Origin of the sequence: Veillonella parvula (assembly GCF_945949885.1) — a bacterium.
Taxonomy (GTDB): domain Bacteria; phylum Bacillota; class Negativicutes; order Veillonellales; family Veillonellaceae; genus Veillonella; species Veillonella parvula_B.
In genome coordinates, this window is record NZ_CAMFFZ010000022.1 from 1 (window position 1) to 25968 (window position 25968).

General features: G+C 39.3%; 25 protein-coding genes. 4 read left to right on the forward strand and 21 right to left on the reverse strand.

Annotation, left to right across the window (positions count from 1 at the left end; genetic code table 11):
• Window positions 1-24: 24 nt before the first annotated feature.
• The 15 genes from Q7O55_RS07130 to Q7O55_RS07200 form a co-directional block, all read right to left on the reverse strand.
• Entirely contained in the window at window positions 25-1668 is a 1644-nt protein-coding gene (locus tag Q7O55_RS07130) for a glycosyltransferase family 39 protein (RefSeq protein WP_303929448.1), read from the reverse strand.
• An 11-nt stretch (window positions 1669-1679) separates the two neighbouring features.
• Window positions 1680-2267, reverse strand: a complete 588-nt coding sequence (locus Q7O55_RS07135; RefSeq protein WP_004694680.1) for a DedA family protein — start codon at window positions 2265-2267, stop codon at window positions 1680-1682.
• 252 nt (window positions 2268-2519) lie between these two features.
• A complete protein-coding gene (locus Q7O55_RS07140) occupies window positions 2520-3308 on the reverse strand; it encodes an ABC transporter ATP-binding protein (protein ID WP_303929452.1) in 789 nt (262 codons plus the stop codon).
• A complete protein-coding gene (locus Q7O55_RS07145; protein ID WP_303929453.1) occupies window positions 3305-4306 on the reverse strand; it encodes an iron ABC transporter permease in 1002 nt (333 codons plus the stop codon). The genes Q7O55_RS07140 and Q7O55_RS07145 overlap by 4 nt, the downstream gene beginning before the upstream one ends.
• Window positions 4290-5273, reverse strand: a complete 984-nt coding sequence (locus Q7O55_RS07150) for an ABC transporter substrate-binding protein (RefSeq protein WP_303929455.1) — start codon at window positions 5271-5273, stop codon at window positions 4290-4292. The genes Q7O55_RS07145 and Q7O55_RS07150 overlap by 17 nt, the downstream gene beginning before the upstream one ends.
• 62 nt (window positions 5274-5335) lie before the next feature.
• Entirely contained in the window at window positions 5336-7399 is a 2064-nt protein-coding gene (locus Q7O55_RS07155) for a TonB-dependent siderophore receptor (RefSeq protein ID WP_303929457.1), read from the reverse strand.
• 166 nt (window positions 7400-7565) lie between these two features.
• A complete protein-coding gene (locus Q7O55_RS07160) occupies window positions 7566-8369 on the reverse strand; it encodes a cell envelope integrity protein TolA (RefSeq protein WP_303929459.1) in 804 nt (267 codons plus the stop codon).
• An 8-nt stretch (window positions 8370-8377) separates the two neighbouring features.
• Window positions 8378-8782: a biopolymer transporter ExbD gene (locus Q7O55_RS07165; RefSeq protein ID WP_004698134.1), complete on the reverse strand. Its 405-nt coding sequence runs from the start codon at window positions 8780-8782 to the stop codon at window positions 8378-8380.
• Window positions 8779-9390: a MotA/TolQ/ExbB proton channel family protein gene (locus tag Q7O55_RS07170; protein WP_303929460.1), complete on the reverse strand. Its 612-nt coding sequence runs from the start codon at window positions 9388-9390 to the stop codon at window positions 8779-8781. The genes Q7O55_RS07165 and Q7O55_RS07170 overlap by 4 nt, the downstream gene beginning before the upstream one ends.
• Before the next feature lie 304 nt (window positions 9391-9694).
• A complete protein-coding gene (locus Q7O55_RS07175; RefSeq protein ID WP_004694662.1) occupies window positions 9695-9916 on the reverse strand; it encodes a DUF2922 domain-containing protein in 222 nt (73 codons plus the stop codon).
• 223 nt (window positions 9917-10139) lie between these two features.
• Window positions 10140-10346, reverse strand: a complete 207-nt coding sequence (locus tag Q7O55_RS07180) for a DUF1659 domain-containing protein (RefSeq protein WP_004698290.1) — start codon at window positions 10344-10346, stop codon at window positions 10140-10142.
• 225 nt (window positions 10347-10571) lie between these two features.
• Window positions 10572-11318 (reverse strand): hypothetical protein, encoded by a 747-nt coding sequence (locus Q7O55_RS07185; RefSeq protein WP_303929461.1) that lies wholly within the window; start codon window positions 11316-11318, stop codon window positions 10572-10574.
• Window positions 11319-11777: 459 nt separating this feature from the next.
• The gene (locus Q7O55_RS07190; RefSeq protein ID WP_119562644.1) at window positions 11778-12653 is read right to left on the reverse strand and encodes a CoB--CoM heterodisulfide reductase iron-sulfur subunit B family protein; all 876 of its coding nucleotides are present in this window, start codon (window positions 12651-12653) and stop codon (window positions 11778-11780) included.
• The gene (locus Q7O55_RS07195; RefSeq protein ID WP_303929464.1) at window positions 12653-13615 is read right to left on the reverse strand and encodes a succinate dehydrogenase/fumarate reductase iron-sulfur subunit; all 963 of its coding nucleotides are present in this window, start codon (window positions 13613-13615) and stop codon (window positions 12653-12655) included. The genes Q7O55_RS07190 and Q7O55_RS07195 overlap by 1 nt, the downstream gene beginning before the upstream one ends.
• A 1-nt stretch (window position 13616) precedes the next feature.
• Window positions 13617-15335, reverse strand: a complete 1719-nt coding sequence (locus Q7O55_RS07200) for an FAD-binding protein (protein WP_303929466.1) — start codon at window positions 15333-15335, stop codon at window positions 13617-13619.
• An 881-nt stretch (window positions 15336-16216) separates the two neighbouring features.
• Between Q7O55_RS07200 and Q7O55_RS07205 the strand changes: the two genes are divergently transcribed.
• Both Q7O55_RS07205 and Q7O55_RS07210 read left to right on the forward strand, forming a co-directional pair.
• Complete coding sequence (locus Q7O55_RS07205; protein ID WP_004698139.1) at window positions 16217-16891, forward strand: response regulator transcription factor; 675 nt, start codon at window positions 16217-16219, stop codon at window positions 16889-16891.
• Window positions 16869-18284 carry a HAMP domain-containing sensor histidine kinase gene (locus Q7O55_RS07210; protein ID WP_303929468.1) on the forward strand — a complete coding sequence of 472 codons (1416 nt, stop codon included), beginning with the start codon at window positions 16869-16871 and terminating at the stop codon, window positions 18282-18284. Before Q7O55_RS07205 ends, Q7O55_RS07210 begins: the two co-directional genes overlap by 23 nt.
• Before the next feature lie 169 nt (window positions 18285-18453).
• Here the strand turns inward: Q7O55_RS07210 and Q7O55_RS07215 are convergent, their stop codons facing one another.
• The 4 genes from Q7O55_RS07215 to Q7O55_RS07230 form a co-directional block, all read right to left on the reverse strand.
• Window positions 18454-19767, reverse strand: coding sequence for a DUF445 domain-containing protein (locus Q7O55_RS07215; protein WP_303929470.1), 1314 nt, complete (start codon window positions 19765-19767; stop codon window positions 18454-18456).
• Window positions 19764-20999 (reverse strand): DUF445 family protein, encoded by a 1236-nt coding sequence (locus Q7O55_RS07220; protein WP_369691715.1) that lies wholly within the window; start codon window positions 20997-20999, stop codon window positions 19764-19766. Before Q7O55_RS07220 ends, Q7O55_RS07215 begins: the two co-directional genes overlap by 4 nt.
• 96 nt (window positions 21000-21095) lie before the next feature.
• Window positions 21096-21797, reverse strand: coding sequence for an MBL fold metallo-hydrolase (locus Q7O55_RS07225; RefSeq protein WP_024061520.1), 702 nt, complete (start codon window positions 21795-21797; stop codon window positions 21096-21098).
• A gap of 144 nt (window positions 21798-21941) precedes the next feature.
• Entirely contained in the window at window positions 21942-22298 is a 357-nt protein-coding gene (locus Q7O55_RS07230) for a helix-turn-helix domain-containing protein (RefSeq protein WP_303929472.1), read from the reverse strand.
• Between the two features lie 334 nt (window positions 22299-22632).
• Here Q7O55_RS07230 and Q7O55_RS07235 point away from each other — a divergent pair, with 334 nt between their 5' ends.
• Together Q7O55_RS07235 and ygiD are read left to right on the forward strand one after the other, a co-directional pair.
• A complete protein-coding gene (locus Q7O55_RS07235; RefSeq protein ID WP_303929473.1) occupies window positions 22633-23262 on the forward strand; it encodes an NAD(P)-dependent oxidoreductase in 630 nt (209 codons plus the stop codon).
• A 167-nt stretch (window positions 23263-23429) separates the two neighbouring features.
• Window positions 23430-24224, forward strand: a complete 795-nt coding sequence (gene ygiD / locus Q7O55_RS07240; protein ID WP_303929475.1) for a 4,5-DOPA dioxygenase extradiol — start codon at window positions 23430-23432, stop codon at window positions 24222-24224.
• A gap of 178 nt (window positions 24225-24402) precedes the next feature.
• Here the strand turns inward: ygiD and Q7O55_RS07245 are convergent, their stop codons facing one another.
• Together Q7O55_RS07245 and Q7O55_RS07250 are read right to left on the reverse strand one after the other, a co-directional pair.
• Window positions 24403-24945 carry a glutathione peroxidase gene (locus Q7O55_RS07245; protein ID WP_303929477.1) on the reverse strand — a complete coding sequence of 181 codons (543 nt, stop codon included), beginning with the start codon at window positions 24943-24945 and terminating at the stop codon, window positions 24403-24405.
• An 18-nt stretch (window positions 24946-24963) separates the two neighbouring features.
• Window positions 24964-25767: a hypothetical protein gene (locus tag Q7O55_RS07250; RefSeq protein ID WP_303929479.1), complete on the reverse strand. Its 804-nt coding sequence runs from the start codon at window positions 25765-25767 to the stop codon at window positions 24964-24966.
• Between the last annotated feature and the right edge of the window lie 201 nt (window positions 25768-25968).

Genomic DNA, 25968 nt, shown 5'->3' on the forward strand with positions numbered 1-25968 from the left:
ACTATTATTATACGCTATTTCTCGTCAAAAATCAACCATTTGTTGTGACAGAGCCTTATTTAATATGTAAACTTCTGATGTACCCGCTTCACTGGACTCAGATACATGTGAATAAATGGAGGACTGACGGAAATGCTTAATCTCCCCTTTAGGAACGATTAACATAAGTGGCTTACCAGATTCGATAGTCTTATTAAATTCCTCTTCACTTACTTGTTCCATAAGATATTTCTTCTGCCATTCAGCGCTACGTTTTTTCAATTTATCTCGATCATCCCAGCGACTTTCATCACCATTAATCTTGACAACCTTATGACCCGTATAATACACAACAGCCGTACTATAGCCATTATAGTAATAGACATCCCCTTCATAGGAATCCACTACTGGAACAACATCAATATTACTACGCTGCTTAACAAATGGCTCTAAGCCTTCCATAACAACTATAGAAGATATAACCATCGTACCAAGTACAATAATTGTAACTAAACGATATCCTCTTCTCGTATACCACGCATAGAACATAAACAATATCGCCATAACAACCACGACATAGAGCAAGCAATAAAAACCCCATGGTGCAAAGAAAGAACCTGCTACATAAGCAATCCACAAAAGCAATGTGGGCCCCATAATAATCCATTTTAAGGCTCTAGATTTGCCTTTGCGAATAAGCTTCATAACGCCCAAAGCACCAATAGCACTAAAAGGGACCAAGCTAACAAAGGTATATAGAGGATATTTTGTTGCCATCAAGGTGTAAAATAGCACAATTCCAACACCCCAGGTCATATTATAGATAAACCCTGTATGATGTTGTTTGAAACCATCGATTATGCCGTAAATAACAGCACCTGTCCACGGCATAGAGGCGCCAAAGAAGATAGCGAGGTAATACCACCATACGTTATCTTCCGGATGTTCCGATTGAGTAGCACGAGTCACATTGTGAAGCCCTAAGAAGCCATTGATAAAGTCTTGACCATGAACACTGTACATGTACACATACCACGGCAAACAAACTACACAAAAAGCTAAAATGCCACGCCAATCAAAGATAGCTTTCACCATAGACCAAGAACGATTAATACCTGCAAAAACAAGTAAAATCATACCAGGCAACACAATAGCTACAGGACCTTTAGTGAGTACACCTAAAGCAGCGAATACATACGCTATAATCATGGCATATGGTTTCTGTTCCACCAGACCCTTGTAGGAGTAAATCATGACCATCAATGTCGTATAAAGGAGCACCATATCTGTAATAACGCCATGAGCTACGGTCCAGAACATGAGAGATGTGCCTAGAACGGATGCCCCAATGAGACCAAGCGCCCACTTACCGCTCATGGTACGCGTAGATTGATACATGGTCGCCACCGACAAAGCACCGAAAATAGCACTCGGTAGGCGCACCACCCAATCAGCAATTCCAAAGACTTTAAAGCCAAGAGCAATGAGCCAATAAATCATGATTGGTTTATCGTACCAATAAGTACCATAAATCTGCGGAGATAGCCAATCACCAGAAAGAACCATTTCCTTTGCCGTTAACGCATAATTAGATTCAACGGGATCTGTAACAGGCAACATATTATTGCCAAACATATAAAACACTAGCCACACAATAAATACGACTGGTGTTAATCGAGAGAATTTCATAAGGGGTCTCCTTATCGACGATTACGATAGTATCTAAAGCCCAGTACTGCAGCTATAATGACAAATACAACGATCATACCAATCAAGAACTCATGATTGTACTCGATAAGGTCTTGCCAATTTTCACCAAGTACCTTGCCTAAGTAAACGAGCAAAATCGTCCAAGGAATCGTACCGAGTACCGTCCAGATGATGAAATGCCACATGGGATAGCGTGCCATTCCTGCCGGGAAGGAGATAAAGGTACGAACACCGGGTAAAAGTCGACCAAAAAATACAGCTACACCGCCATATTTATTAAACATCTTTTCTGCCAGTTCAAATTTATGTTCATTAAAAAATATATATTTACCATATTTCAATAATAAAGGGCGCCCACCATGCTCACCCATCCAGTAGGATACTATAGAACCAACAATCCCTGCTAAGATACCTACCACCATTGTCGTATGCATATCAAATATGCCTTGAGCTATCAAATACCCCGCAAAACCAAGTACGATTTCACTCGGAATAGGCACGTTAGCATTTTCTAGAACCATTGCAATAAACATGGCCGTATAGCCATATGTTTCCATAAACGAAATAATATATTCCACTATTTTACCTCACTAAAAATCCCCATCCGGGTTCTATAATGTACTTATTCTTGTACATCGTTTCGTGAAAGTTTCACCCAACCATTTAGTATACCATATATTTTACCATAATAAAGAGCCCCTTACCACAAGTGGGACCTCTTTAAGATATAAACAGTATGCGATTTGCGCAATAGCTTTTTTTGCTATTGTGTACAGCTCATTAAAAACAACTAACAATTAACTAGCTATACGGCATCTAACCTCCTCTGTTTAAGCAAGACCATATGGTACACATATAGGACATGTTTCTTCACTACGAGGACTTTGTAAAATATCCGCTTTAATGCCGAACCAATTTGCTAGATTCTCTGCAGTCATCATCATATGCGGAGCTCCATCACCGACGATCGCCCCCTCTTTGATGGCAATAATGCGGTCACTATAGCGCAAAGCTAGATTCAAATCATGTAGCACCATAACGACCATAATATTTCGTTCCCGCTGTGTACGTTTAACCAGTTCCATCAATTCAATTTGATGACGACTGTCGAGATAGGTAGTCGGTTCATCGAGGAGTAAAATATTTGGTTCTTGAGCCAAACTTAATGAAAGCCATACGCGTTGCCGTTCACCGCCGGATAGTTCCCCTATGTGACGATACCGATATTTCCATACATCTGTGCATTTCATCGCCTGCTCCACAGCAGCTAAATCCGCATCAGATAGTTCCTTAAAAATCGATACATACGGATTTCGTCCGGTTCGAACCAACTGCTCAACTAACATTCCTTCAGGGGCTGTCGTAATTTGCGGTAACAAAGCTATATGGCGCGCTAATTCCTTTGTATTCCACGAATGTAAAGATTTTTCATCCAGCGATATGGTGCCTTGTTTTAGCTTAATAAGTCGGGCCAAAGCTTTCAAAAACGTTGATTTTCCCGAACCATTCGGACCGATAATAGATATTATTTCCGGTTTATCAAAGACGATGGATTGATTTTCCAGTATCAATCGTTTTCCATAACCTACCGTTATATTATCGACTGTTAACACACTCATCTTCGCCCCACCCCTTTCAATAGATACAAGAAGAATGGAGCACCCAAAAAGCTCATCAGTACGCCTACAGGGATTTCACCAGGCGCAATCATCATGCGCGCCAAAGTATCGGCATAAACAATTAATATGCCACCAAAAACCATAGACGTAGGAATCAAATAACGATAATCCACACCTACAATGAGACGCGCCACATGAGGCACGATAAGGCCTACAAAGCCCAACATTCCCGACACGCTCACCGCTGATGCGGCTAATAAAGAAGCTAATACGAGTAAGGACAATCGACATCTTTCAACATGCACACCTAAAGTGCGCGCCGTATCATCGCCTAAACTAAGCAATGTAAGCCATCTAATAGATATCATAGATCCAATAATTCCTATAGCCGTATAAGGCCAGATCATCATTACATCGTCCCAGCTGCGCCCTACAAAACCACCTGCCATCCAGCTCACCGTTCCTTGAACACGATCCGGATAAAACACAGACAGAATCGTATTAAATCCGCCGAAAAAAGCAGCTACCGCTACACCGGCCAAGATAAGGCGCAACGGATTGAGCCCACCTTGCCAAGAAATCCCATAAACCAAAAACGATGCCACTAACGCACCAACAAAAGCACCAATAGGAACAAGCATAACGTAAGTAGGCATGAGAATCATGATGATCATAGCCGCCAAAGCACCGCCAGAGGTAATGCCGATAATTCCGGGATCTGCCAAAGAATTTCGCAAGATACCTTGTAAAATCACACCGGCTAAGGCAAGATTCATGCCAGCTAAAAAGCCCACTACAACACGTGGTAAGCGTATAGTCATGATAATTTGACCAATTTTCGATGTGTCGCCACCCATTATGATTTGGTATAATTCGCCCCAAGTTAATGGAACGGCGCCCAATTTCATACTCAGCAACACCCCTGCTATTAACAGAATCAGCGCAGCCACAAAAACGCGTAAGCCACGACGTTCCTGCACATTAATGAGATTGTCCATATAACACCTTTTCCGCATATAATAACACTTGATCCATTCGAGCGGTCGGCACCGACGCAAACAAAGGACCCGGCAAGACCTCTATATTCCCATTAGCAATAGCAGGTACATTCTGCCATGCCGGCGTTTTAAAAGCCTTTTTAAAAGCGGCTATATCTTTCTCACCGCTACTGCCATGATTAATCAAGATAACCTTGTCACAATCAAGAACGGCCATCGTCTCCAGATTAAGCGGAATATATCCATCCAAAGCATTCTCCGATACATCTTGCGGCAAATATACATCAGCCACATTTTTTGCCCCTAATCTTTGGAAAATATCTCCCACATATGTTTTACTGGAGGCTAATTGATAACTCGTAGGTGTCCCAAAAACGATGAGGACATGCGGCGCAGACTCATCTTTATGACGCTGTATGATTTCCGTTAGGATATCATTATATTTCCGGACCAACGCAGCCGCCTCCCTATCATGACCAGTCATGATGCCCACATGTCGAATATGGTCCATTATATCATTATAATTGGAGGATAGATGGTAAAAACTAGGAATATGATTCGCATTAAATGCTTTGCGCAACGCCGTTTGAAACGGCATGGCAATGCCGATAACGAGATTTGGATCGGACATAATAATTCGTTCAATACTTGGAGATACAGCACTATTCATATTCGGATACTGTGCAATTTTAGCCTGCACATCTGCCGGTAACTCCCTTGAATTTACTACGCCTACGGGGCTAACACCTAAAGTGATGAGCAATTCACTATCCGCCGAAGAAATGGATACTACACGACTTGCTATGTTTGGCAACGACACAATTTGCTTCGTATCATCTTCAATCTGAATAGCACCTGCCTCGCTGAATCCCTCTCGCTTGCCTTCAAAGCTCATAACCGTAGTGAAAGCCCCCACAACGGCAACAACCCCCAATAAACATAATAATGGCTTATTGATAATGATCACCTCGCAGATTACTTATGCAAGCTAAACCTCATACATTATAGTTTCAAATTAATGCCACTATATTACATACGCAAGTTTAGACCCATACGATAAGTGGCGCCATGAATATCTCGTAAGTCTTGTTTTTCACCAAATATATTTTCAACCCCTACATACATGGATGCATTGTCATTCAACTGACGAGTAACCATGATATTCCAAGTTTGAATATTTTTCTTTTTCGGAATGCTGAGACGTGGGTTAACAACGATAGCATCAATGCCATCAAGGTAGTTAATGTAATAATTACCCCAGAACGCACCAGTCCAGCGACCTTGATGATAATTAACACCACCACTGAATACATGGCGACCACGGTTTAACAGGCGATTATGGGTGACGTCATTCTTCGCATCCAAATAAGTATAGTTACCGAATACATCCCATTTATCATTGAGTTTATGATTTACAGATAATTCTACACCTTGCAATACAGCACGAGGTAAATTGGAATACGAAATATAAATACGACGATTCGCCATATCAATACGATTAGTACCACTTTCAATATAATTTTTAATAACATTGTGGAAGTAGGACGCCTTAACATTTGTCCATTTCCAATCTTTTTCTACGGAGAAATCAAAATTATAAGAGCTTTCAGGTTTCAAATTAGGATTACCTTGCAAATATATATCGAAAGCCCCTAATCGCCCTCTTGGCACATTAGATGCCATAAGCCAATGATGATACATTTCCGTCATACCAGGGGTGGAGTAGCCTGCACCATAGTTCATTTTAAAGCGAAGACTATCATTTGCTTTATAGGTAACACCAATCTTAGGCGACCAATGGCTATCAAATGTATTTGACGTATCGTAGCGAACCGCAGGAATGATTACCCATTTACGACTAGGTTTCCATTGATGTTGCACAAAGTAACTACCGTAATTAATAGTTGCCTTACCCGCGGTATCTGTAATGCCTTCTCGAGTTCTTGACCATGCAATGGAGCCGTTATTAATACGCGTACTAATCGCTTCTTGACGACGGAATTGAACGCCATAAGTCAAGAGATTCTTCTTATCGATTGATGTGTTAACCTGTGCGTCTGTAATCCATTCTTTATTATAATATTCATCCCAAATGGATAGTTTTTTTATGCCACCCGTGCGCTTATATTGATCATAGGTGTCTTTGTAATGATTGTAGTAAGACTGCACCATAAGCGATGACCGACCGCGACGACCATTCCAACGAAGACCTGTGCTTGTAGTAATCGTATTTTTATCAACCGATTGAGTTAATGAGCTACCCTTTTTCGTATTCATATCCAAGTCTTCAGTTTCTCGATCTATAAAGAAGGAAAATTTATCTCGTTTTCCTGCTTGATAAGATACGTCAAAATGAAACGGTATCCGATCACCATGATAGTTGTTATCCGAGCCGGAATCATTATTTCCCGCTATATTCCTGCGAATACCTGCACCGATCGACCCGTTCCACTTTCCTTGTTGTCCGCTACGAGCCAATACATTGAAGTTATATCCCGTCGCACTCGATGCATCACGGCGAGAGATTTCAGTATTAACCTCTACACTTGGCTTTCTGGATTGCTTTGTAATAATATTAATAATCCCACCGTTCGCCTCAGAACCATAAAGTGCACTCGACGGACCACGCGTTATTTCGATGCGTTCCACATTATCCATGCCTTGACGAAGCCAGCCCATGGCATTAGCTCTCGTTTTCGTCAACTCTCCCGTAACACGTCGTCCATCAATAAGAATTAATGTATGACGAGATTCGGCGCCACGCATCGTAATATTTTGTCCCCCATGAGCATCGGTGCTGAAAGCAACGCCTGGCACACTTTGTAAGGCTTGCTCTAAATTACGATATTGGCGATCTTTAATTTCCTCTTGTGAAATAATCGTTGTCGCGATTGGCACATCGCGAACTAATGCCTCCGTACGAGTAGCCGTAACCGTAATATCTTTCATGCATCTTGACTGCTCATCACTCACAATATTTTGAGATTCATTCGCACTATCTACACTTGTAGAACTATTATTTTCTGCACCTACCACACCTGCAACAGACGTTAGATATACAACACACAATAGTGCTGCCCATGACTTTTTCATCACACACCTCCAGAAAATATATTAGGGCTCTAATAGTATAAAATGATATCTAATCTCAATTATATATTCATCACGAATAACTATCAATATTATTTTATGTTATCAAAGTAATATATATACATATAAAAAAACTAGTATCCATAAAGATACTAGTTTTTCATTATACTTATAAATTATAGTGAATTGTGATATCTGCATATTGTTGTGTACCTGTAGAATTTTCAGCGCCACTCACACTATGAGCATATTCCATAGCATGCTCTGATAACATAGGATCATCAGAATTAAGAACTTCCACACTGGCAACACTACCACCTGGGGCAAAATAAATCCTTAGTGTCACATCACCTTGAATCCCCATAGTATATGCATCTGTAGGGTAATTACTATTAATTGCACTTTGTAAATTACTCCAATACCCATCATAGCTAAATACGCCGCCACCGCCGACATCTGCTTCAGTGCCTCCGGTACCTTCACGATCGCTAAGCCCTTCTCCACTTCCTGTTGATGCATACCCAATTCCAGGACCTTCAGGCCCGACAAGTCCACTCCCCGTATTGCTACCGACAGAAGATTGTTTAATAGTATCTGTTTCACCAGCACGCGCTTGTTGACTAGACGGACTTACATCACTTTTTGTAGGAACAGCAGAGTTCCCATTTTGTCCTCCGTGACCGGCTCCACCGTTATCAGGTTGAACTTTATTATTTTCCAATTCTTTTTGGTATTGAAGCTCATGAACCTTCTCTTCTTTAATCTGCTCTTTAATTTCTTCTACTTGTTTCTCCGCTTCCTGTTCCGTTAGAAAATTAATTTGCAAAGATCCGGTCATTTGAGATTCGATGTAATCAGAAAAGGAAATAAAAGCAACACCAACCGTAATAATACTGATAATAGTAGCAATAACAAAGGCTTTTTTATAGGTCATATGTGGATATTTCCACACATCTACATATTTTTTCGGCATAGCATCACCTATTTATTAACAGTGGCAATACTAATACTTGCAGCGCCGGCTACTTTCATATCATCCATTAACTCCACGACCTTGCCATAGCTCAAATCCTTATCCGCACGAATAAGGAAATTTTGATTTTTATTCTCTCCAATCTTGGCTTTCACAGAGCTAATAAGCTGTTCTTTCGTCACATACCCATCATCTATCATCAGCTGCCCAGATTTTTCAAAATCAATTAAAACCGGGCGCAACTCAGCAGACTGCTGCGTTTTCGTTTTTGGCAGCATAATAGACAAGGATTGTTGTGGAATTGTATATATGGTGCTAATCATAAAAAATACGAGCAAGAAAAAGATGATATCAATCATAGGAATAACCATTAAAGTAGGCTTTTCTCCCTCCATACGACTCATTCGTTTCATGCAGCATGCCTCCGATCATAAGAATCTAAAACACGAGAAAATGAATCTTCTAAACGAGATATCGTCATGCGTACATGATGGGTAAATGCAGCATGGAAACATAATGCTACAATAGCCACGCAAAGCCCGGAAGCAGTTGCGACAAGGGCTTCCCCCACACCACCGGTAATAGCAGTAGGTACCGCACCGTCAGCACCGAATACCTGAAAGGCACCAATCATACCCGTTACAGTACCAAGCAAGCCTAATAATGGTGCTATCGTAACAATGGTAGAGAGCCAATCAAGGCCACGAGAGGCGTGCGTATAAACATGAGCCACCATATCCTCCATTTTAGACTGCAATACATTACGATCCTGACACTGTCCAAGCACGCGAGGTAGATTATACGAAATTTTAGCTGTATATTTAGATTCTAAGGTAGTTAATAAGGATTGCCAGTTCATTTCGCTCTCTTCTAATGCATCATTCAGAGCAAACATTTCCCACTTCAATTGTCGATAATAAACTATACGTTCAATCGCTATAGCTACGGCAATGATAAGGGCCACTAGTAACGGCCACATAACAAATCCACCATGTACGAATAATTCCCAAGCCTCTTTCATCGTAAATCTCCTTTATTAACAGCTTAATTCTATAAACTTATTTTTTCCCCTACTAAACTAGTTTTAAACAAATCAAGTTGCATCAAAACGATAATCAAAATCACTTAATAAGTCTACCATATCATACTGTATTTTCCAACACCATATAAATAGCATGCATTATAAAGGATATTATAAATTATAAACCTAAAATAATTTTGAACTTACATCTCAATTGCAATACAAAAAGAGACCTTGCTTGATTAAGGTCTCTTTTTATTAAATTATATTTCCACTAACAAAATCACATCGTACATAATCAGTACTATTGCAATTCAGTAGTTTGTGTCTTTACTTCACGAGCCGTAGTAAATGCTGCTAATTCTGCATCACCAGCACCAAGAATGACTTTGTTAGCCACTAACGCATTAGCCGCTGTTTTAGCATCTTGTAAAGTAATTCCAGCACGAGGAGCACTAATTGTGACTGATGTGCTTTTACCACCGACCGTAGAAAATGTAAGATATACAACGCGTTTTTCCGCCATATGGGCGCCTCCTTTCACGTTTCATAAACAAGTTCATCGAATCTAAATAGACTATATAAACAAGTTAAACTACAAATATGCCTATCTTCGATTCATATCAATAAGGATGGGAATGTGTGGACTTGCTATTTCTACACCTTTTTACGACTATATAAGAATGTACGAAACCAGCAATTAAAAATGTGTTTGGATCACCTAAAACAAAATGGTAGAAAACCTACACTTAATGTCCTAAGGATACTTCATTGACGCGGACCACGTCGGACAAGCTGTGGTCATACAAGGCTGCCAGCGCATTACCAACGGTTTTCACATGATCGTCAGACGCTTCTTCCGCAACACGAGTATAGGTTACGTCTTTGTACTTCGGCGCATCTTCGGTACCGATGTTAAAACGCAACACCAATTTAGTTCGTTTAATGTTAGCCATCGTATCACCTCCTTTCACCCTCTTATATTCCTGAGGCCCTCACTCGACAACCCTCTTGCCGTTATTTAAGGTACTTATGGTGAAAGTAACTGAACTCTGACTGTAATACTATGAATTGAAATAGAAAAAGACCTCTACCTAATGTTATCTAGAAGCTTATCAATCTAGATAACACCGGTAAAGGTCTATAAAGTGCTCTTACTACGAGTACTATCCATATACATATTATTCGGTTTTCAAAGCCAACATAAAGTCATATGCTTTAACAGCGGCTTCAGTGTCCACAAAATGTAGAGGATTTAACATACGACAGAATTTAAAAAGATATTCATGTTTACGCAGAATGTCTTTTATATGTAGAACGGTCTCATGGGCTGTACAAGCTGAGCTATAGCCATTCATCATAGCATATAGATAACATATAGGTAAATTATCCTCTCGGAAAAAACTGTGAACAAAAATGAGTAAATCCCAGCCTTGCGGTGTTAACTCAGGCCAACGACGGCTATTTTCCCAATCTAGCAGAGTAATCTTATCTTCTTCTGGCTCATAAGTAATGTCTCGCATGGCAGGACGACCATGACTTAAACCATAATCATGCAAGCGACCCAATGTCTTGCCAAACATATAAAAAATATGACTTAACATATCTTGCAAACTATCATCCTCTGGATGTTGAGCAGGCAATTGGCTATAATATGTTAACGTTTTGCCACAATCTTCTGTAACAAAATAATGTTCTCTAAAACCAGCAATAACAGGAGCTACTGGTAATTGCGTATTCACAAAAGAAATCTTGTAAAACTCATAATCAAAAGAAGCTCTAGGTGCGGGCTTAATCCAACTAGAGCGATGGTTACTTATATCCTGTTTTACAAAGTACTGTTTATTGTTAAAATCCACAGAAAAAACACGATGTTCTGTCTCTTGATCAATCATTCGATCGATATATTCTAATAGCATATCATTCATTATTTCCCCCGTATATACACTCTATAATGCTAATCGCCCTCTCAAAGCATAATAACTAGCATTTCCAATATAATATCTCCCAAATTTATATTGTATAGTCTAGTATATATAGCATTATAATAATTTATGAATTACAACATATTAGCTATTACTCATATAAGTGTATACAATTTGTGTACTTATTATACTACAATTATCAATCGATATCAAAATCAAATTTATTTATAAAGTTAGTATTTTACTGTATTTATTTTACATTTATCGGTTTATATATATTTCACGATTAATATTTCAGTACACTTAAATCCAAATCTATTACCATTAACATTACTGGAGCTCTATTTATAAAAAAGAAAAATCCCCTAGCTTAAGCTAGGGGATTCTTCTGGTAATTATGATAATAGGTTTAGATTCAGACTACTATATAGACCAACTCTGGTCATGTCTAAATCAAACGAATTAACCTACAAATTTTGTCACTGCCGCAGTATCAGTTAAGTGACGTTTAGGCATACCCATTTCAGCAGGAGAAATACCAAGAGCAAGACCTACTAATTGGGACATGTGCAAGATTGGCATATCTTTGCCACCGCCAACAACTTCTTTAGCTTCTTTTTGGAACATATCAAGTTGCATTTGGCAAAGTGGGCAAGGAGTTACTACGCAATCTGCGCCTTCTGTAGCTGCATCTTTGTTAATGGAACCAGTCATTTGCATTACGGAATCATGTGCAGGGTATACAGCATGGAAACCGCAGCAATCAAGTTTACGGGAGAAGTCAATTGGTGTAGCACCGATAGCAGAGATCAAATCTGCTAAAGATGTAGGCATTTGATAATCTTCGAAGCCCATTTCAGTTTGAGGACGAAGAATATGGCAACCATAGTATTCAGCTACACGTAAACCAGTTAACGGTTTAACAACTTTAGCTTTCAATTTATCCAAACCGTAATCGCGAATTAATACCCATAAGAAATGAGTAATATCAGTTGTACCGCGGTATTGTTTACCGATTTGAGCCAATTTTTTATTAACTTCGTTCTTTTCTTTTTCGTTTGCATCAAGTTCATTTTTAGCTTCACGAAGCATCAAAGTACAAGTATTACATACAGTTAAAAGGTTTAAACCTTTTTCTTCTGCTAATGCAATGTTACGTGCGTTTGTAGCAAGTGTAACTTCTGGAGCGATATCTTGAACGTGGGAAGCGCCGCAGCAAGTCCAACCGTCAAGTTCTTCCAACTCAATACCTAATTTTTTAGCTACAGCAACTGTTGCTAAGTAATCTTCTTTGGCAGCGCTTTCAAGAACGCAACCTGGGAAAAATGCGTATTTCATTATTTGCTTACCTCCTCAGCTGCTTTCATAAGTCTGCGAACACCATCAATACCGTTTACAGGTTTTTGAGGTACTACAAGTTCAAATGGGTTGATTTTGCTGTGTTTCCACAAACGTAATGCATAGAATGCTTGTTTAGCGGAGTCAACAACACCATCAGATTTCAAGCTCATAGATACTTCTTTCAAGCGACCAGTTTTGTAGAGATCGTCTTTGAAAGCAACCGCATGGCGGACGCCTTTGCTGTTAGTAAGACCAGCTTTAGTAGCTTCTTTACGCAAGTTAGAAATATCCACAGCAGGTTTTAAGTGTTTAGGACAACGGGAGATACAGTTCATGCAGTGAACGCATTTCCAAAGACCGTTGTCGAATGCAGGTTGAATGTGAGCCATAGGTGCATCATCACGGCTATCCAATACGAAACGGTTAGCTTTTGTGAATACATATGGTTCTAAGAAGTCGTCTTCGCGAGCAGTCAATTTGTTACATTCAGATGCGCAGCAACCGCAAAGGATACATTCTGTACCAGCAACGAATTTTTTGAAGTCAGCTGGAGCTTGGCGAACAATTTTGTCACCTTCGTTGAATTCAGCTTTAAGGAAGATCCAAGGAGCAACTGTTTTCAAACGATCAACTTTTGCTTCCCAGTCAACAACTAAGTCGCGGATAACGCGGAAGTTGCCGATAGGTGCAATTGTTAATTCATCAGTACCATAACGTTCTGTTAATTCGTCGATTTTAGCTTCGCAACCAAGCATTGCTTCGCCATTTACGCGAACAGAGCAAGCACCACAAACTGCGGAACGGCAAGCTGCCAAGAATGTTAATGTTGGATCTTGAGTATCTTTAATTTTTTGAAGGCCCCAAAGAATTGTACGGTCAGCTTCGTAATCGAATTTGAAAGTCTGTACAAACGCGCGACCTTGTTGGTAACGGTGAATATGGTAGGTGATTTGTCTCATCTTAGTACTTCCTTTCTTGTGGTTCGTATTTAGTGAACACTACATCGCGTTCTGTCAATTCGTACTCGCCGTCAGCACCCAATTTGATCAAAGAGTGTTTTAAGTATCTTTCATCATTACGTTTTGGATGGTCTTCACGAACGTGAGCACCACGAGATTCACGGCGGTGTAAAGCGCCCATAGCAATAGCTTTAGCTACTGTTAACATGGAGCCGATTTCACAATAGTTTACGAATGCCATGTTGTAAGTACGTTCAGGGTCACCTACATAGCAAGTTTTATAGTCTTCAATTAATTGATTGATTTCTTCTAATGCTTCAGTAATACCTTGTTCATTACGGAAGATACCAACTTTGTTCCACATAGCGTTTGCCAATGCATCACGAATTTCAACTACTGGGCGACCACCTTCACGAGTTGTTACTTCAGTGAATTTTTCTTCCCAGTGTTTAGCAGCTGCAGCAAGTTCTGCATCTACGTTAGGTTGTTCATGTGTTTCAGCATAATCAGCAGCACCAGCACCGGATACTTTCCCGAATACTACGCCGTCTGCCAAGGAGTTACCACCCAAGCGGTTCGCACCGTGAATGGAAATACAGGATGCTTCACCAGAGGAGAACAAGCCTGGAAGGGAAGTAGCACAAGTTTTGTAATCTATTACGTCGATACCACCCATGATGTAGTGACATGTAGGACGGATAGGTACTGGAGTTGTTAAAGGATCGCAATGTTCGAAGCACATAGCCAAGTCGCGGATACCATGAAGTTTTTCAATAATAACTTCAGGTCCCAAGTGACGAAGGTCAGCTACTACATATGCGTTAAGGCCAGAACCAAAGCCACGACCTGCAGCGATTTCATCTTCGATAGCTTTCGCTACAACGTCACGAGATGCCAATTCCATTTTGTTAGGCGCATATTTTTTCATGAAACGTTCGCCTTCAGCGTTAAGAAGGTAACCACCTTCACCACGAACCGCTTCAGACATCAAGATACCAGTACGGCCAAGACCTGTTGGATGGAACTGAATCATTTCCATATCTTTCAATGCATTACCAGCGCGGAATGCTGCTGCCATGCCATCGCCTGTGGAAAGGAATGGATTTGTAGTACGAGTCCAGAATACACGACCAGCACCACCAGTAGACAAGATAATTGCTTTTGCTTTAATTTGTTCTACTTTACCTTCTTTCATGTTCCACACAACAGCGCCACCAACGTGACCATCTGCAGATTTAACAAGATCTAAAAGGTACCATTCTTGTAAGAAGTGTACGCCTTCTTTCAAGCATTGTTCGTAAGTTGTGTGCAAAATAACGTGACCAGTTTTATCCGCAGAGTAGCAAGTACGTGGATAGGATTGACCACCGAAATTACGTTGCGCAATTTTGTTCTCTTCAGTACGGGAGAATGGAGCACCCATGTGGTCCATTTCAAGTACGCCTTCTGGACAACGAGAGCAGAAGAATTCGATTGCATCTTGGTCGCCAAGATAGTCAGAACCTTTTACAGTATCGAAAGTATGAGTTTCGATTGTATCTTCAGCTGCAACGTTGTTCAAACATGCATTTACACCGCCTTGCGCCATTGCTGTTGCAGAGCGAGTTGGGAAAATTTTAGTAATAAGAGCTACTTTTAAGCCTTTGCGACGACCTACTTCAAGAGCCGCACGCATGCCGGCGCCACCGCTACCTACTACTAGAACATCAAACTGTTCCATAATGACCTCCTCATAACTACCTATTAATAAGAAACCTGTTAGACTATCTCATTTCAAAAACTTATAAAAATTTTTGATAACCTAATCATTTTTCTTTCAAGAAAAATCCCATACTTATGCGATTTTTCTTATTTCTTTACCTATAATTATAGAGAGCATTTCAGGTCATGTCTAAACCCTATTATGCATAATTAATTTTGATTAATCTAATTGATAATTTATTTCACTTAGTATTTTTAAGGTAAAAAGAGGAGTCAAAAAAATACCTATATGAATAATTTTTACAAGAAGTTAAGAATTTTACGAAAGTAATTCGGTTCCGAAATTTTTCTACTTTTTTATTTCCTTTGGTATCTATATAATCCGCATAAACACTAGCTTTTTAATCATTGCTAACAGTTTATAATAATTAATATCCATTAAATTCCTACCAAATTCACCTCGAATTTAATTATCGAAAATTATCGTTTTTCTCCGCTCATAACAAGTATTTATTTCTGTGATAATAATTATCATAAGTTTTTTTAGTGATTTATCGCACATCATCTAAAATCGATAAAATCATCCTCATCTATGCGCATACGGCAATCTTCGATATAGTTAGATTTTATTCATTAGCAGAATTCATTAAGTTTCTGTCTTTCACCATTTTTAAGGCTTTTAAAGATGAAGAAAAGTCTTGTAAACTCGCATGTACATTCATCTTTTGCTCATTACTATTGTATAAGGTATGATAATAGATAAATAAGTTATATAATATTATATATAGTCACCTTATATGGTGTTGTAGCTTTCAAAAAAAGGAAGTTTATATATATAATGACTATAATTAATGTAGTTGGAGAGCTATATTTTTAAATCATACATAAGGAGAACAGAAAATGAAAATCTTACTTGTAGAAGACGAAGAAATGCTGAATGGTATCACGGCTAAATATTTACGTGCAGAGAATATGACAGTTGATACATGCTTCAACGGGCAACAAGCGATCGATTACGTTAACACATCCAGCTATGACGTTATCGTAATGGATATTATGATGCCAATCCTCGATGGTATCAGTGCTCTTGCACAAATGCGTAACGACGGTAATACAACACCGGTATTGCTTTTAACAGCAAAAGATTCCTTACAAGATAAAGTTACAGGCCTTAACACTGGCGCGGATGATTACCTTGTAAAACCTTTCGATCTTGAAGAGTTAACTGCTCGTATTTATGCATTGGCTCGTCGTAATGCGCGTCATGCACAAAACGATATCCATGTAGGTCCACTTACCATCAATGTTCCTCAACGTACAGTTAAACGCGACGGCGAAACAATTACATTGACTGCAAAAGAATTCGACCTATTATTCTATTTAGCAAGTAACGAAAATATCGTATTATCTCGTCAACAAATCCTTGACCATGTTTGGGAATACGATTATGAAAGCTACTCTAACCTTATCGACGTATACATTAAAGATTTGCGCAAGAAAATTGATACTGATGAAAACGTAAAACTCATTCAAACGGTTCGTGGAGTAGGGTATGTCCTCAAAACAGAAAACTAATGATCCTCACCGAGATCTAGATACTATGTCTGGGGCAGCCACCGATTTATTTAATCGGCTACCCCTAACCTTTAAAATTATGTCGTGGTATACCATCTTTTTGCTTATCATTTTGATGGTTGCATCCGCATGGATTTACGCATATACACATGAATCCGATAACAAAGAAGTGCGCGAGCGCTTACAGCAGCAAGCGATGATTATGGCTACGGATATCCGCAAGTTTAAACCGTACCAAGATAATACATTCTTCTTTGTATCAACCCAGGACGGCTATATTATTAAAGGGGCCTTGCCAGATGGGTTTCCAAACCAAACAATTCTTTCCTTAGGCCAAGTTGGTGAAATTGCTGCAGGTGATGATACCTTCTACTACTACGATACGCCGGTCAATGAACCAAACTATCGTGGTATTTTGCGTGCTGTTACAAAAGTAAAAACAGCCTCTAAAAAGACGGAAAACCTTTTATACAGCCTATTATTAGGAAATATCATTTTCTTACTAATTTCCTCCCTAGGTGGTTATCTTTTTATCAAAAAAGGACTTAAGCCCGTCCGAACTTTGACGAAAACAGCTAAAGTCATCGGAAAAAATAACGACTTGAGCCGTCGTATCGACATTCCTGCTCGCACGGCAAGAGATGAAATCTACGAACTGACCACAACGTTTAACCGTATGATTTCAGGTCTTGAGGATTCTTCCAATCGTGAAAGACAGTTCAGTTCTGACGTATCTCATGAATTGAGAACACCAATTGCTATTATTAAAGCAGAAAGTGAATTTGCTTTAAAATACGGTCGTACGGAAGCAGATTTACGGGAAGGTTTAACACATATCTTAGAGCAAGCTAAGTTCATGACTAATCTTGTAAGCCAACTGCTTGATGTAGCCCGCCTTGAAAATGCACAAGGTCTAAGCTTTGCACCTGTCAATGTATCATTGATGTTATCCAATATGGTGCACGACTATACAAGACTTTGTACAGAAAATACAGATAAACAGATTACGATTACATCTCACATTGAGCCTAATTTACATATGAATGCTCACGAAGTATCATTACGTCGAGCTATCACAAACCTAGTGGACAATGCCATTAAGTTTACAAACTCTACTATTGATATTTCGGCTAAACTCGTAGGCAGAGACTTAGTCATTACCGTAACAGATAATGGTATTGGCATCGAACCTGAAGCCCTGGATCATATTTGGGATCGTATGTATCAGACGGAACAATCGCGAAACAAAAAATCTAATCACGGTATAGGTCTAGGTCTATACTTTGTAAATAAAGTTATTAACTTACACCATGGCACAGTAACTGCCGCGAGTGCACCACAAGTAAAGACTACATTTACAGTGCGATTGCCGTACAACACAACGGAAGAATAACATAAAAGGGACTGACCAATGGTCGGTCCCTTTTCTATATCAATTTTAATCCAAAAAATCCATAATGTAGAAATTAATTAAACCATAAAAAACTAGCATATAGAAGCTCCTTCTATATGCTAGTTTTTATGTATTTAGTTTTAAAGCAACTTATTATAGATAATTAACTTTAGCCTACAAATTGTTGCCAAAACGGCATATATACATATTCTAAGAAGGTCCATACAAGCAGACCCGCTACAGCACCAACGATAGCGCCATTAATACGAATCCAGCTGAGATCATCCTCCACCTTAGATTCAATAAAGTAAATAAATTTATCTGTACTGAGGCCACCTAATACTTGACGTATGATAGTTTCAATGAGGTCATACCCTTGTTCAAGTACGTAGTCGCCAATATCGTGTAAGGTTTTTTCAATACGATTTCTAAGATCTTCTGATTGACCGTATACATTCCATAATTCAAGAGCAATATTAACTAAAACCTGAGCTGGCGTCTCCCCATTTTCATCCCCTACGAGCAATAATTCTTCTATATAAGGGCATAAATGGTTTTCGATAACAGATTCCCAATCTTGTTCGCGAATCCAACGTTCCCACGCTTCATCAAGAGCATCGCAGACTTCATGGTTCTCTTCAATATTACGAATTGGTTCTACCCATTGTCGCAACCAAGCTGTTCGTTCAGGGCTATTGGGTCGTTTCCAGCTTTCCAACATAGCATAGGCCTCTTGGACAATAGCCTCTGCCATTTCTTGATAGTTTACTACATCGGTAGCTTCGGACATAGAAATAAGGAAATCAGACCAGAAGCCTTTTCGCTTTTTCTTATGTGCCTCTTCTGCTACAACAGCGGTAAGCCAGGTAACCATAGCTGGATGATTAATCCGTTCTTGAATCACGTTTAAAACTTGCACAACCATACTTTCATAGCGATTATGCTCACATAAATCGAGTAATACGTGTTTCAAAACAGGCGCGAGAGAATGTTGTTGAAGCAACCCGCGAATGCGTTTTGCCCCCCATTGTGCCCATTCTTCATTAGTTTGAGATTTCCATAAAAGGTGTAGTCCTTGATGAATCACAAGGCGCGCTGCTCTCTGCCCCTCAGGAGACAACAAGAATTTTTCAAACAATAGCACAAATTGCACATTTTTCAATAATACCTTACAACGCTCCTTGGTAAGCATCTTCGTCTCTACAAGTTTAATGACACCATTAATGAGGCGATCTTTATTGCGAGGAATTAGCGCTGTATGATATGGGAAGCCTAGTGGCTTGCGAAATAAAGCCGTTACAGCAAACCAGTCAGCCACACTGCCGATGAGGGCAGATTGAACAGCCCAGTACAACGGTTGATACCAACTTTCATAGCCAAAGAAAAATTGTCCTACAAAAGCAAAACAGTACAATACGGCAGTCAAACCAAGAATGCCATTAGCACGCTGTTTCAAGGTAAGGGATTTCAAATAACTAATCATTTGAGCACCCCCTCTACAATGATGGTCAAACCGTATAAGATGCCGCCAAGGACAGCACCTATAAGGGAACCATTAATACGCACCATTTGGAGGTCGTAGTACATTTTACCGCGCACGATTTGTGTGATTTCATCAGGCGAGTAACGAGATAATTCCTGATCTACCACACTGTCGATGAGCGGGTTCAACTTCTGCAACCACGGAATACTACGCAACAAGAAGAACCGCTCAAACGGCGCCTGTTTGTCTGGATTCAACAAAATTTCGGTGCCAAGCACATTAAAACGATCGATAACGATGTCCATGAGGCGTTTCCAGTCCAATGTATCCCCATCGATAAGTTTGCCTTCCCATTCTTCAAGAACCATTCTAATCCACTGATTTTTATGTTCTTCGATGAAAGCTTGCCATTCTGTATTGGTTTCTAGGTTATTGAAGAATCGAATTGCTTGGCCCCATACATAGCGCCCCAATGCAGAATCGATAGATTCATTTTCCTTCAAGAACTGAACGGCTTTTTTCTGTACCGTTTCTACCAATCGTTCTGGTGAAAGTCCATCTCCACCAAAGGCGATAGCCAATTCGCGAAAGAAAGAATCCTTTGTATAAGTTTTCATAATGTCTAGCATGACGCGATACAAATACGGGTATACCTGATTTGATGCGATAACACGCTGACATGTGCGGTTAAAATAAAGCCAAAACACGCTTGCTGTGTGACGTTCTAGCATACAACGACCAAAGAGAATAACAAGGGGTGTTGCTTTCCAGTTTGTAACCCCCTTATAAATGGCCTTATTAATCTCTTGGCGCATCGGTTCAATATCCATATGAGATAAAACTTGATTGCCCACACCGTACAAGAGATTTCGAATTTGAACTTGTCCCACATCGCTCATGCCGTATTCAACGATACGGACCATAACGCATTCTTTTTTGATAGCATAATACATCTGTGGCACGCGCAATAGCTCTTCGCTGAGCATAGTGCGGCCTATCTGAATTAATCGTTCCTTACTGCGCGGCAAGATTGCCGTTTTGAAAGGAATGCCTAAAGGCTTCGTAAAGAGAGCCGTTACTGCATACCAATCCGCGAGGCCACCTATCATAGCTGCTCCAGAGATATGCATGATAAAAGCCCAAAATGTATCATGTCGTTGCGGATATGAAATTAAAAATATAATAGCCATGACAACCAATAGGGTGGTTGCCACTGGTTTGGTTTTCATCATCACTTGATCCTAACTTACTCAATTACGCATATAGACTATCCCTATATAACGTAGTGACCTCGAGGCCTACGGACTTTCACAAATTATATCTACAATCTAAAAAGTAGCCTCATCGCCATCTTTTTGAGGTTCCCAAATCGGCACCTCCCCAAAGAGAGCTTTAAAGTATACAGACGGTGCCCATAATGGACCATTTAAATGCATTGGAATAAAGGCTTTATTCACCTGTACACGGCGCAAAAACTCAATACTACCCCACTCCATAGCGTCTTCGAGACGATTGTCTACTGGGAACATCGCTACATCTACGGATAAGCCGTCTAATTCCTTGAACTCACGCCAAGCCATACGCTTTGCATCCGCATTGTTTTCTGGCGTATCGCCAAGCCAATGCCACCAATTAAGGTCACCCGCATGGAAGATAGAGTCAGAGTCGATATTCGCCGTATTTGTCTTTACGTAAAAAGAACCGCCTTCATCGGTGCTGCCATACATATGGATGCCTACATCATCTAATATCGCATCTTGGCCAGGACGCATGGTAATACATTTTTTTACCTTGCCTTCTAATGGCACATCTTGATGGCAAATATAGCGCGTTTGAGGACCATCAAATTCCGTAATGGACGGATTAAAGTGATCTCCATGAGTGTGGCTCACGAAGAACCAAAGTTCACGACCTCGTTTTGCCAATTGCCAAACAATATTATTAGGATCCTTATAATAATCAAACACATAGCAACGCTTACCATCCTCTACGAGGAATCCGCTATGCGCTAAAAAAGTAACATGTAACATTATTATCAATACCTCTAATTTATTGAGAATTTATATCATTCGTATTTTTTATTATACCATATTTTTCATACCTACGCTTAGGTATAGAACAGGCTAATACAATTTAATAATAGCAAATTTGATAAGAAATGCCGCTGGCATTTCTTAGATGCGGCCAGCGGCTTTCATATAGTCGATATATTGGTTGCCCCAATTTTCAAGGGATGCGAGAACTGTTTTAAAACCGGCCCCCACTTCGGTAAGGCTATATTCAACCTTAGGTGGAATTGTACCATATACTTCACGATGTACAAGGCCATCATCCTCCATTTGACGCAACGCTCTTGTAAGAGTTGCTTGCGTGATTGGATATAATCTTCGCTCTAGTTCACGGAACCGCACAGGACCTTCAGATAATTCATGCATGATCAACAAAGACCATTTACCAGCCAATAACTTTTGACTCGTTGCAAAAGGACATCTGCCAACTAGATCATGAATATTTACGAGTTGCTCTGCCATTGTCATTCTCCTTTTCTTTCTAATTTAGTTCAAATCATATCACAATTTTTTAGTATTGCAAGTATTTTATAGTATCTTTTTTTTGGGTACAAAACTTTTTAAAAAATTTTTAGTTAGTAAACACCACAATTCTATCAATTTTGATAGTACCTATCTCAAATAATTCTACTATTCAAAATGTTTGCACATCTATATAATGAGGTCATCAGGTGAACACAGTATTAACTGTAGAGTAAGGCTTAAAGATCGCTAGTAGTGACAACAATTTACTCAATCACATTTAAAGAACTACTCTTTCAACAAAAGAGATACTTTCAGAATAAGGAGAATCATCATGAATATTTTAGTAATCGGTGCAAATGGTAACGCAGGTCGTCGTATTGTAGAAAAAGCCCTCAAAGCAGGTCATCAAGTAACAGGCGTTGTTCGCCGCGAAGGTGCTATTGAAGGAATCCCAACTATCGTAAAAGATGCGTTACAATTAACAAAACAAGAACTAACTCAATTTGATGTAGTAGTAAATGCTACAAGCGCTTTCACACCAGATACGTATCATTTACAAACAGATTTAACATTATTATTAGTGAAAGCATTGGCTAACACAAATACGCGCCTTATCGTTGTAGGCGGTGCAGGCAGCCTCTACGTAGACGAAGATCACACAGTGCAACTATACGATACACCAGACTTCCCTGCAGAATTTTTAGGTCTTGCAAAAGCTCAAGGTAATGCTATCGATATCTTGCGTAAATTCAGTAATGTAGACTGGACATTCTTCAGCCCAGCACCAATCTTTGATGCAGAAGGGCCTGAGTCTAACGACTATACTATCGGTACAGAAGAAGTGATTGTAAACAAAGAAGGTCAACCATATATTTCCTACGAAACATATGCTCAAATCTTGGTTGATGAAATCAACAACCACAAGTTTGGTCGTCAACGTTTTACTGCAGTGCAAAACTAATATCTCAATCTCTTTTCATGTCTCTATATGCAATCCCCTCCCAACACAAAACAACGTATATAAAAATATTGAGGGCTATTGACTGCAACCAATAGCCCTCGCTTATAATAAAAACAATACTTTTAAACAAATATTATTTTCTATATTTATATACAGTAGGTGATATTATGAAACGCATGCCAACATTATTCGTAGGCCATGGCAGTCCCATGATGGCCTTAGAACATACAGAAACAACAACTACTTTCAAAAGTGTAGGACAAAATATAATCAACAACTATGGCAAACCAAAGGCCATACTTGCCATCTCCGCCCATTGGTATGCAGATGACACCTACATTCAAAGTGCAGAGAATCCAAAACAAATTTACGATATGTATGGATTTCCTCAAGAACTCTACGAAGTTGTATATCCTGCAAAGGGTGACAGCAATTTAACGAAAGAAGTACAAAAATTACTGGGTAACTCCGTTTCTATAAATGACACTTGGGGCATTGATCACGGCATGTGGACCGTGTTAGTTCACATGTTCCCTGATGCATCAATTCCAGTTGTCCAACTATCTATCAACAAATACCTGAGCCCAAAAGAAGCCTATCAACTAGGAACAAAGCTTCAGTCATTACGCGATAAAGGCTATCTTATCATGGGCAGCGGTAATATCGTTCATAATCTAAGACGCATAGAATGGGATAATCCATCCGGCACTTCCGCCACAATTGAGTTTGACCAATACATTTCTAAGGCAGTCTTAAAAAACGATCTAAATTCCGTTATTAATTATACTCAACATCCTCAAGCAAGCTACGCAGCACCTACACCAGATCACTATCTGCCATTAATCTATATTATGGGTGCTAGTGAAAGTGCAAAACCGACTGTATTTAATCAAACCTATAGTTTGGGCTCCCTATCGATGACGGGATTTATCTTTGAGGATGAGCCTCAAAACATACTTTAAGCCCATAAAGATACAAAAAAATCTCCTAGGAAATTTTTATTTCCTATTCACATAATAACCTTACATTACTATATATAAACAAATATAAATAAATATATATATATATTTATTATATACGCAAAAGAACCGCTAGGTACAAAAACTAGCGGTTCTTTTCTTTACCATATTAATGACTCTACTAAACGAGTTTTTTAATGAAAGCTTCCATTTCCATCGGTTTTACAACAGGCTCGAAGCGCCCTACCACATTACCTTTACGATCTATAACAAACTTAGTGAAGTTCCACTTTACCTCATCATCTCTTAGATAATTAGGATCGATGCCATTGAGATAATTTGTAAGCATTTCAGTTTTATCACTAGGTGGGAAGCCTTGGAACGGTTGTTCTCGTATCATGTATTTAAAAAGGTCTAATGCACTTTCATCGCGTACATCTGCTTTCCCCATAACTGTAAAAGTGACACCGTAATTCAATTTGCAGAAGGATTGGATTTCGTTATTAGAACCAGGTTCTTCCTCTCCAAATTGATTGGAAGGAACTGCAATAATTTCTAATCCTTGCTCTTCATATTGCTTATAAAGAGCCTCTAGTCCCTCATATTGGTGAGTAAACCCACATTTACTCGCCGTATTAACAATGATAAGAACTTTGCCTTCAAATGTTTGTAATGATTGTAATTCACCAGACTTAGTAGGCAGGGAAAATTGATATACAGACATGGAATCTCCTAATTTAAATTAAAAATCTCTATTATATTTATAACGCACATCATAATCAAAGGCAGCTGTTCTATCAGCAGCAGTTTGCTGCCATTCTGTAGGTGCTGTCCCATCTTTTTCAAGGAAAAATCCAGAGTCGAGGTAGCGAATGATAATATAGTTAGAATCCTTTTGATCAAAGCCATTACCGCGGGAGAAGTCGATACCATGTCCGGTATTACGCGTTACGATAGCTTCCAACAAAGGCAACGTAATGGCATTCAACGTGATTTTCATATCACATTTGTCGAAAATCTTTTTGAAGAAGGAACTAGGTTTTTCTTCTTTATACACTAGTAGTTTACTAATCGTACCATTAGAGGCACATACTACGCGACGGATTTCATTAATAGGGATATCTACCTTACCATTTGAGATAACACCGTTTTTAATAGTAATTTCTCGTTTCCCCATGTAGGAGTAATCTAGTGGCAATTGAAGGGTGTCTAAATTTGCAGGGAAGTCCGCTGTCAATTTATGGCGAGCAAAGGCAGCAATGATTGCTTTGGTTTCACGAATATTATGACCACCATTACAATCTGTACGGTCCGTATCTAAATCTTGGCCTTCAATATTTTTCCAATTGTGGTCTCTAAACACAATCGTATAATTAGAGTTTGAATTTAAATATCTTATGAGATGAAGCTCATTTACATCTTCAAAATTAATGTCGGTTACAACCTGCCCATTTGCATCTTTACAAAGTACACCATTGTAACTAATCGTTAAGGTACGATCAGCACTTTCAAAAACAACGGGATTTGTGTCGAATACAGAAATCATAGCCCTCTCCTTTTCACGACTCTAAACACAATTACACTTGTACATATCAAGTGTATTCACTCAAGCATTGATTAAGTATATTAATCAAATATAGTTAATTCAATCATACACCTTCTATATGTATTTACGCAAACCGCATATTTCACCATAATATAGCTACAAACTAATATAGCTACAAACTCATAATTTTTAAGAAAACAA

Bases quoted from the DNA above. Each gene is read 5' to 3' on its own strand.
- Q7O55_RS07130 (WP_303929448.1), bottom strand. From the start codon at position 1,668: ATGAAATTCTCTCGATTAACACCAGTCGTATTTATTGTGTGGCTAGTG.
- Q7O55_RS07140 (WP_303929452.1), bottom strand. From the start codon at position 3,308: ATGAGTGTGTTAACAGTCGATAATATAACGGTAGGTTATGGAAAACGA.
- Q7O55_RS07145 (WP_303929453.1), bottom strand. From the start codon at position 4,306: ATGGACAATCTCATTAATGTGCAGGAACGTCGTGGCTTACGCGTTTTT.
- Q7O55_RS07155 (WP_303929457.1), bottom strand. From the start codon at position 7,399: ATGAAAAAGTCATGGGCAGCACTATTGTGTGTTGTATATCTAACGTCT.
- Q7O55_RS07160 (WP_303929459.1), bottom strand. From the start codon at position 8,369: ATGCCGAAAAAATATGTAGATGTGTGGAAATATCCACATATGACCTAT.
- Q7O55_RS07165 (WP_004698134.1), bottom strand. From the start codon at position 8,782: ATGAAACGAATGAGTCGTATGGAGGGAGAAAAGCCTACTTTAATGGTT.
- Q7O55_RS07170 (WP_303929460.1), bottom strand. From the start codon at position 9,390: ATGAAAGAGGCTTGGGAATTATTCGTACATGGTGGATTTGTTATGTGG.
- Q7O55_RS07175 (WP_004694662.1), bottom strand. From the start codon at position 9,916: ATGGCGGAAAAACGCGTTGTATATCTTACATTTTCTACGGTCGGTGGT.
- Q7O55_RS07180 (WP_004698290.1), bottom strand. From the start codon at position 10,346: ATGGCTAACATTAAACGAACTAAATTGGTGTTGCGTTTTAACATCGGT.
- Q7O55_RS07185 (WP_303929461.1), bottom strand. From the start codon at position 11,318: ATGAATGATATGCTATTAGAATATATCGATCGAATGATTGATCAAGAG.
- Q7O55_RS07190 (WP_119562644.1), bottom strand. From the start codon at position 12,653: ATGAAATACGCATTTTTCCCAGGTTGCGTTCTTGAAAGCGCTGCCAAA.
- Q7O55_RS07195 (WP_303929464.1), bottom strand. From the start codon at position 13,615: ATGAGACAAATCACCTACCATATTCACCGTTACCAACAAGGTCGCGCG.
- Q7O55_RS07200 (WP_303929466.1), bottom strand. From the start codon at position 15,335: ATGGAACAGTTTGATGTTCTAGTAGTAGGTAGCGGTGGCGCCGGCATG.
- Q7O55_RS07205 (WP_004698139.1), top strand. From the start codon at position 16,217: ATGAAAATCTTACTTGTAGAAGACGAAGAAATGCTGAATGGTATCACG.
- Q7O55_RS07210 (WP_303929468.1), top strand. From the start codon at position 16,869: ATGTCCTCAAAACAGAAAACTAATGATCCTCACCGAGATCTAGATACT.
- Q7O55_RS07215 (WP_303929470.1), bottom strand. From the start codon at position 19,767: ATGATTAGTTATTTGAAATCCCTTACCTTGAAACAGCGTGCTAATGGC.
- Q7O55_RS07220 (WP_369691715.1), bottom strand. From the start codon at position 20,999: ATGATGAAAACCAAACCAGTGGCAACCACCCTATTGGTTGTCATGGCT.
- Q7O55_RS07225 (WP_024061520.1), bottom strand. From the start codon at position 21,797: ATGTTACATGTTACTTTTTTAGCGCATAGCGGATTCCTCGTAGAGGAT.
- Q7O55_RS07230 (WP_303929472.1), bottom strand. From the start codon at position 22,298: ATGGCAGAGCAACTCGTAAATATTCATGATCTAGTTGGCAGATGTCCT.
- Q7O55_RS07235 (WP_303929473.1), top strand. From the start codon at position 22,633: ATGAATATTTTAGTAATCGGTGCAAATGGTAACGCAGGTCGTCGTATT.
- ygiD (WP_303929475.1), top strand. From the start codon at position 23,430: ATGAAACGCATGCCAACATTATTCGTAGGCCATGGCAGTCCCATGATG.
- Q7O55_RS07245 (WP_303929477.1), bottom strand. From the start codon at position 24,945: ATGTCTGTATATCAATTTTCCCTGCCTACTAAGTCTGGTGAATTACAA.
- Q7O55_RS07250 (WP_303929479.1), bottom strand. From the start codon at position 25,767: ATGATTTCTGTATTCGACACAAATCCCGTTGTTTTTGAAAGTGCTGAT.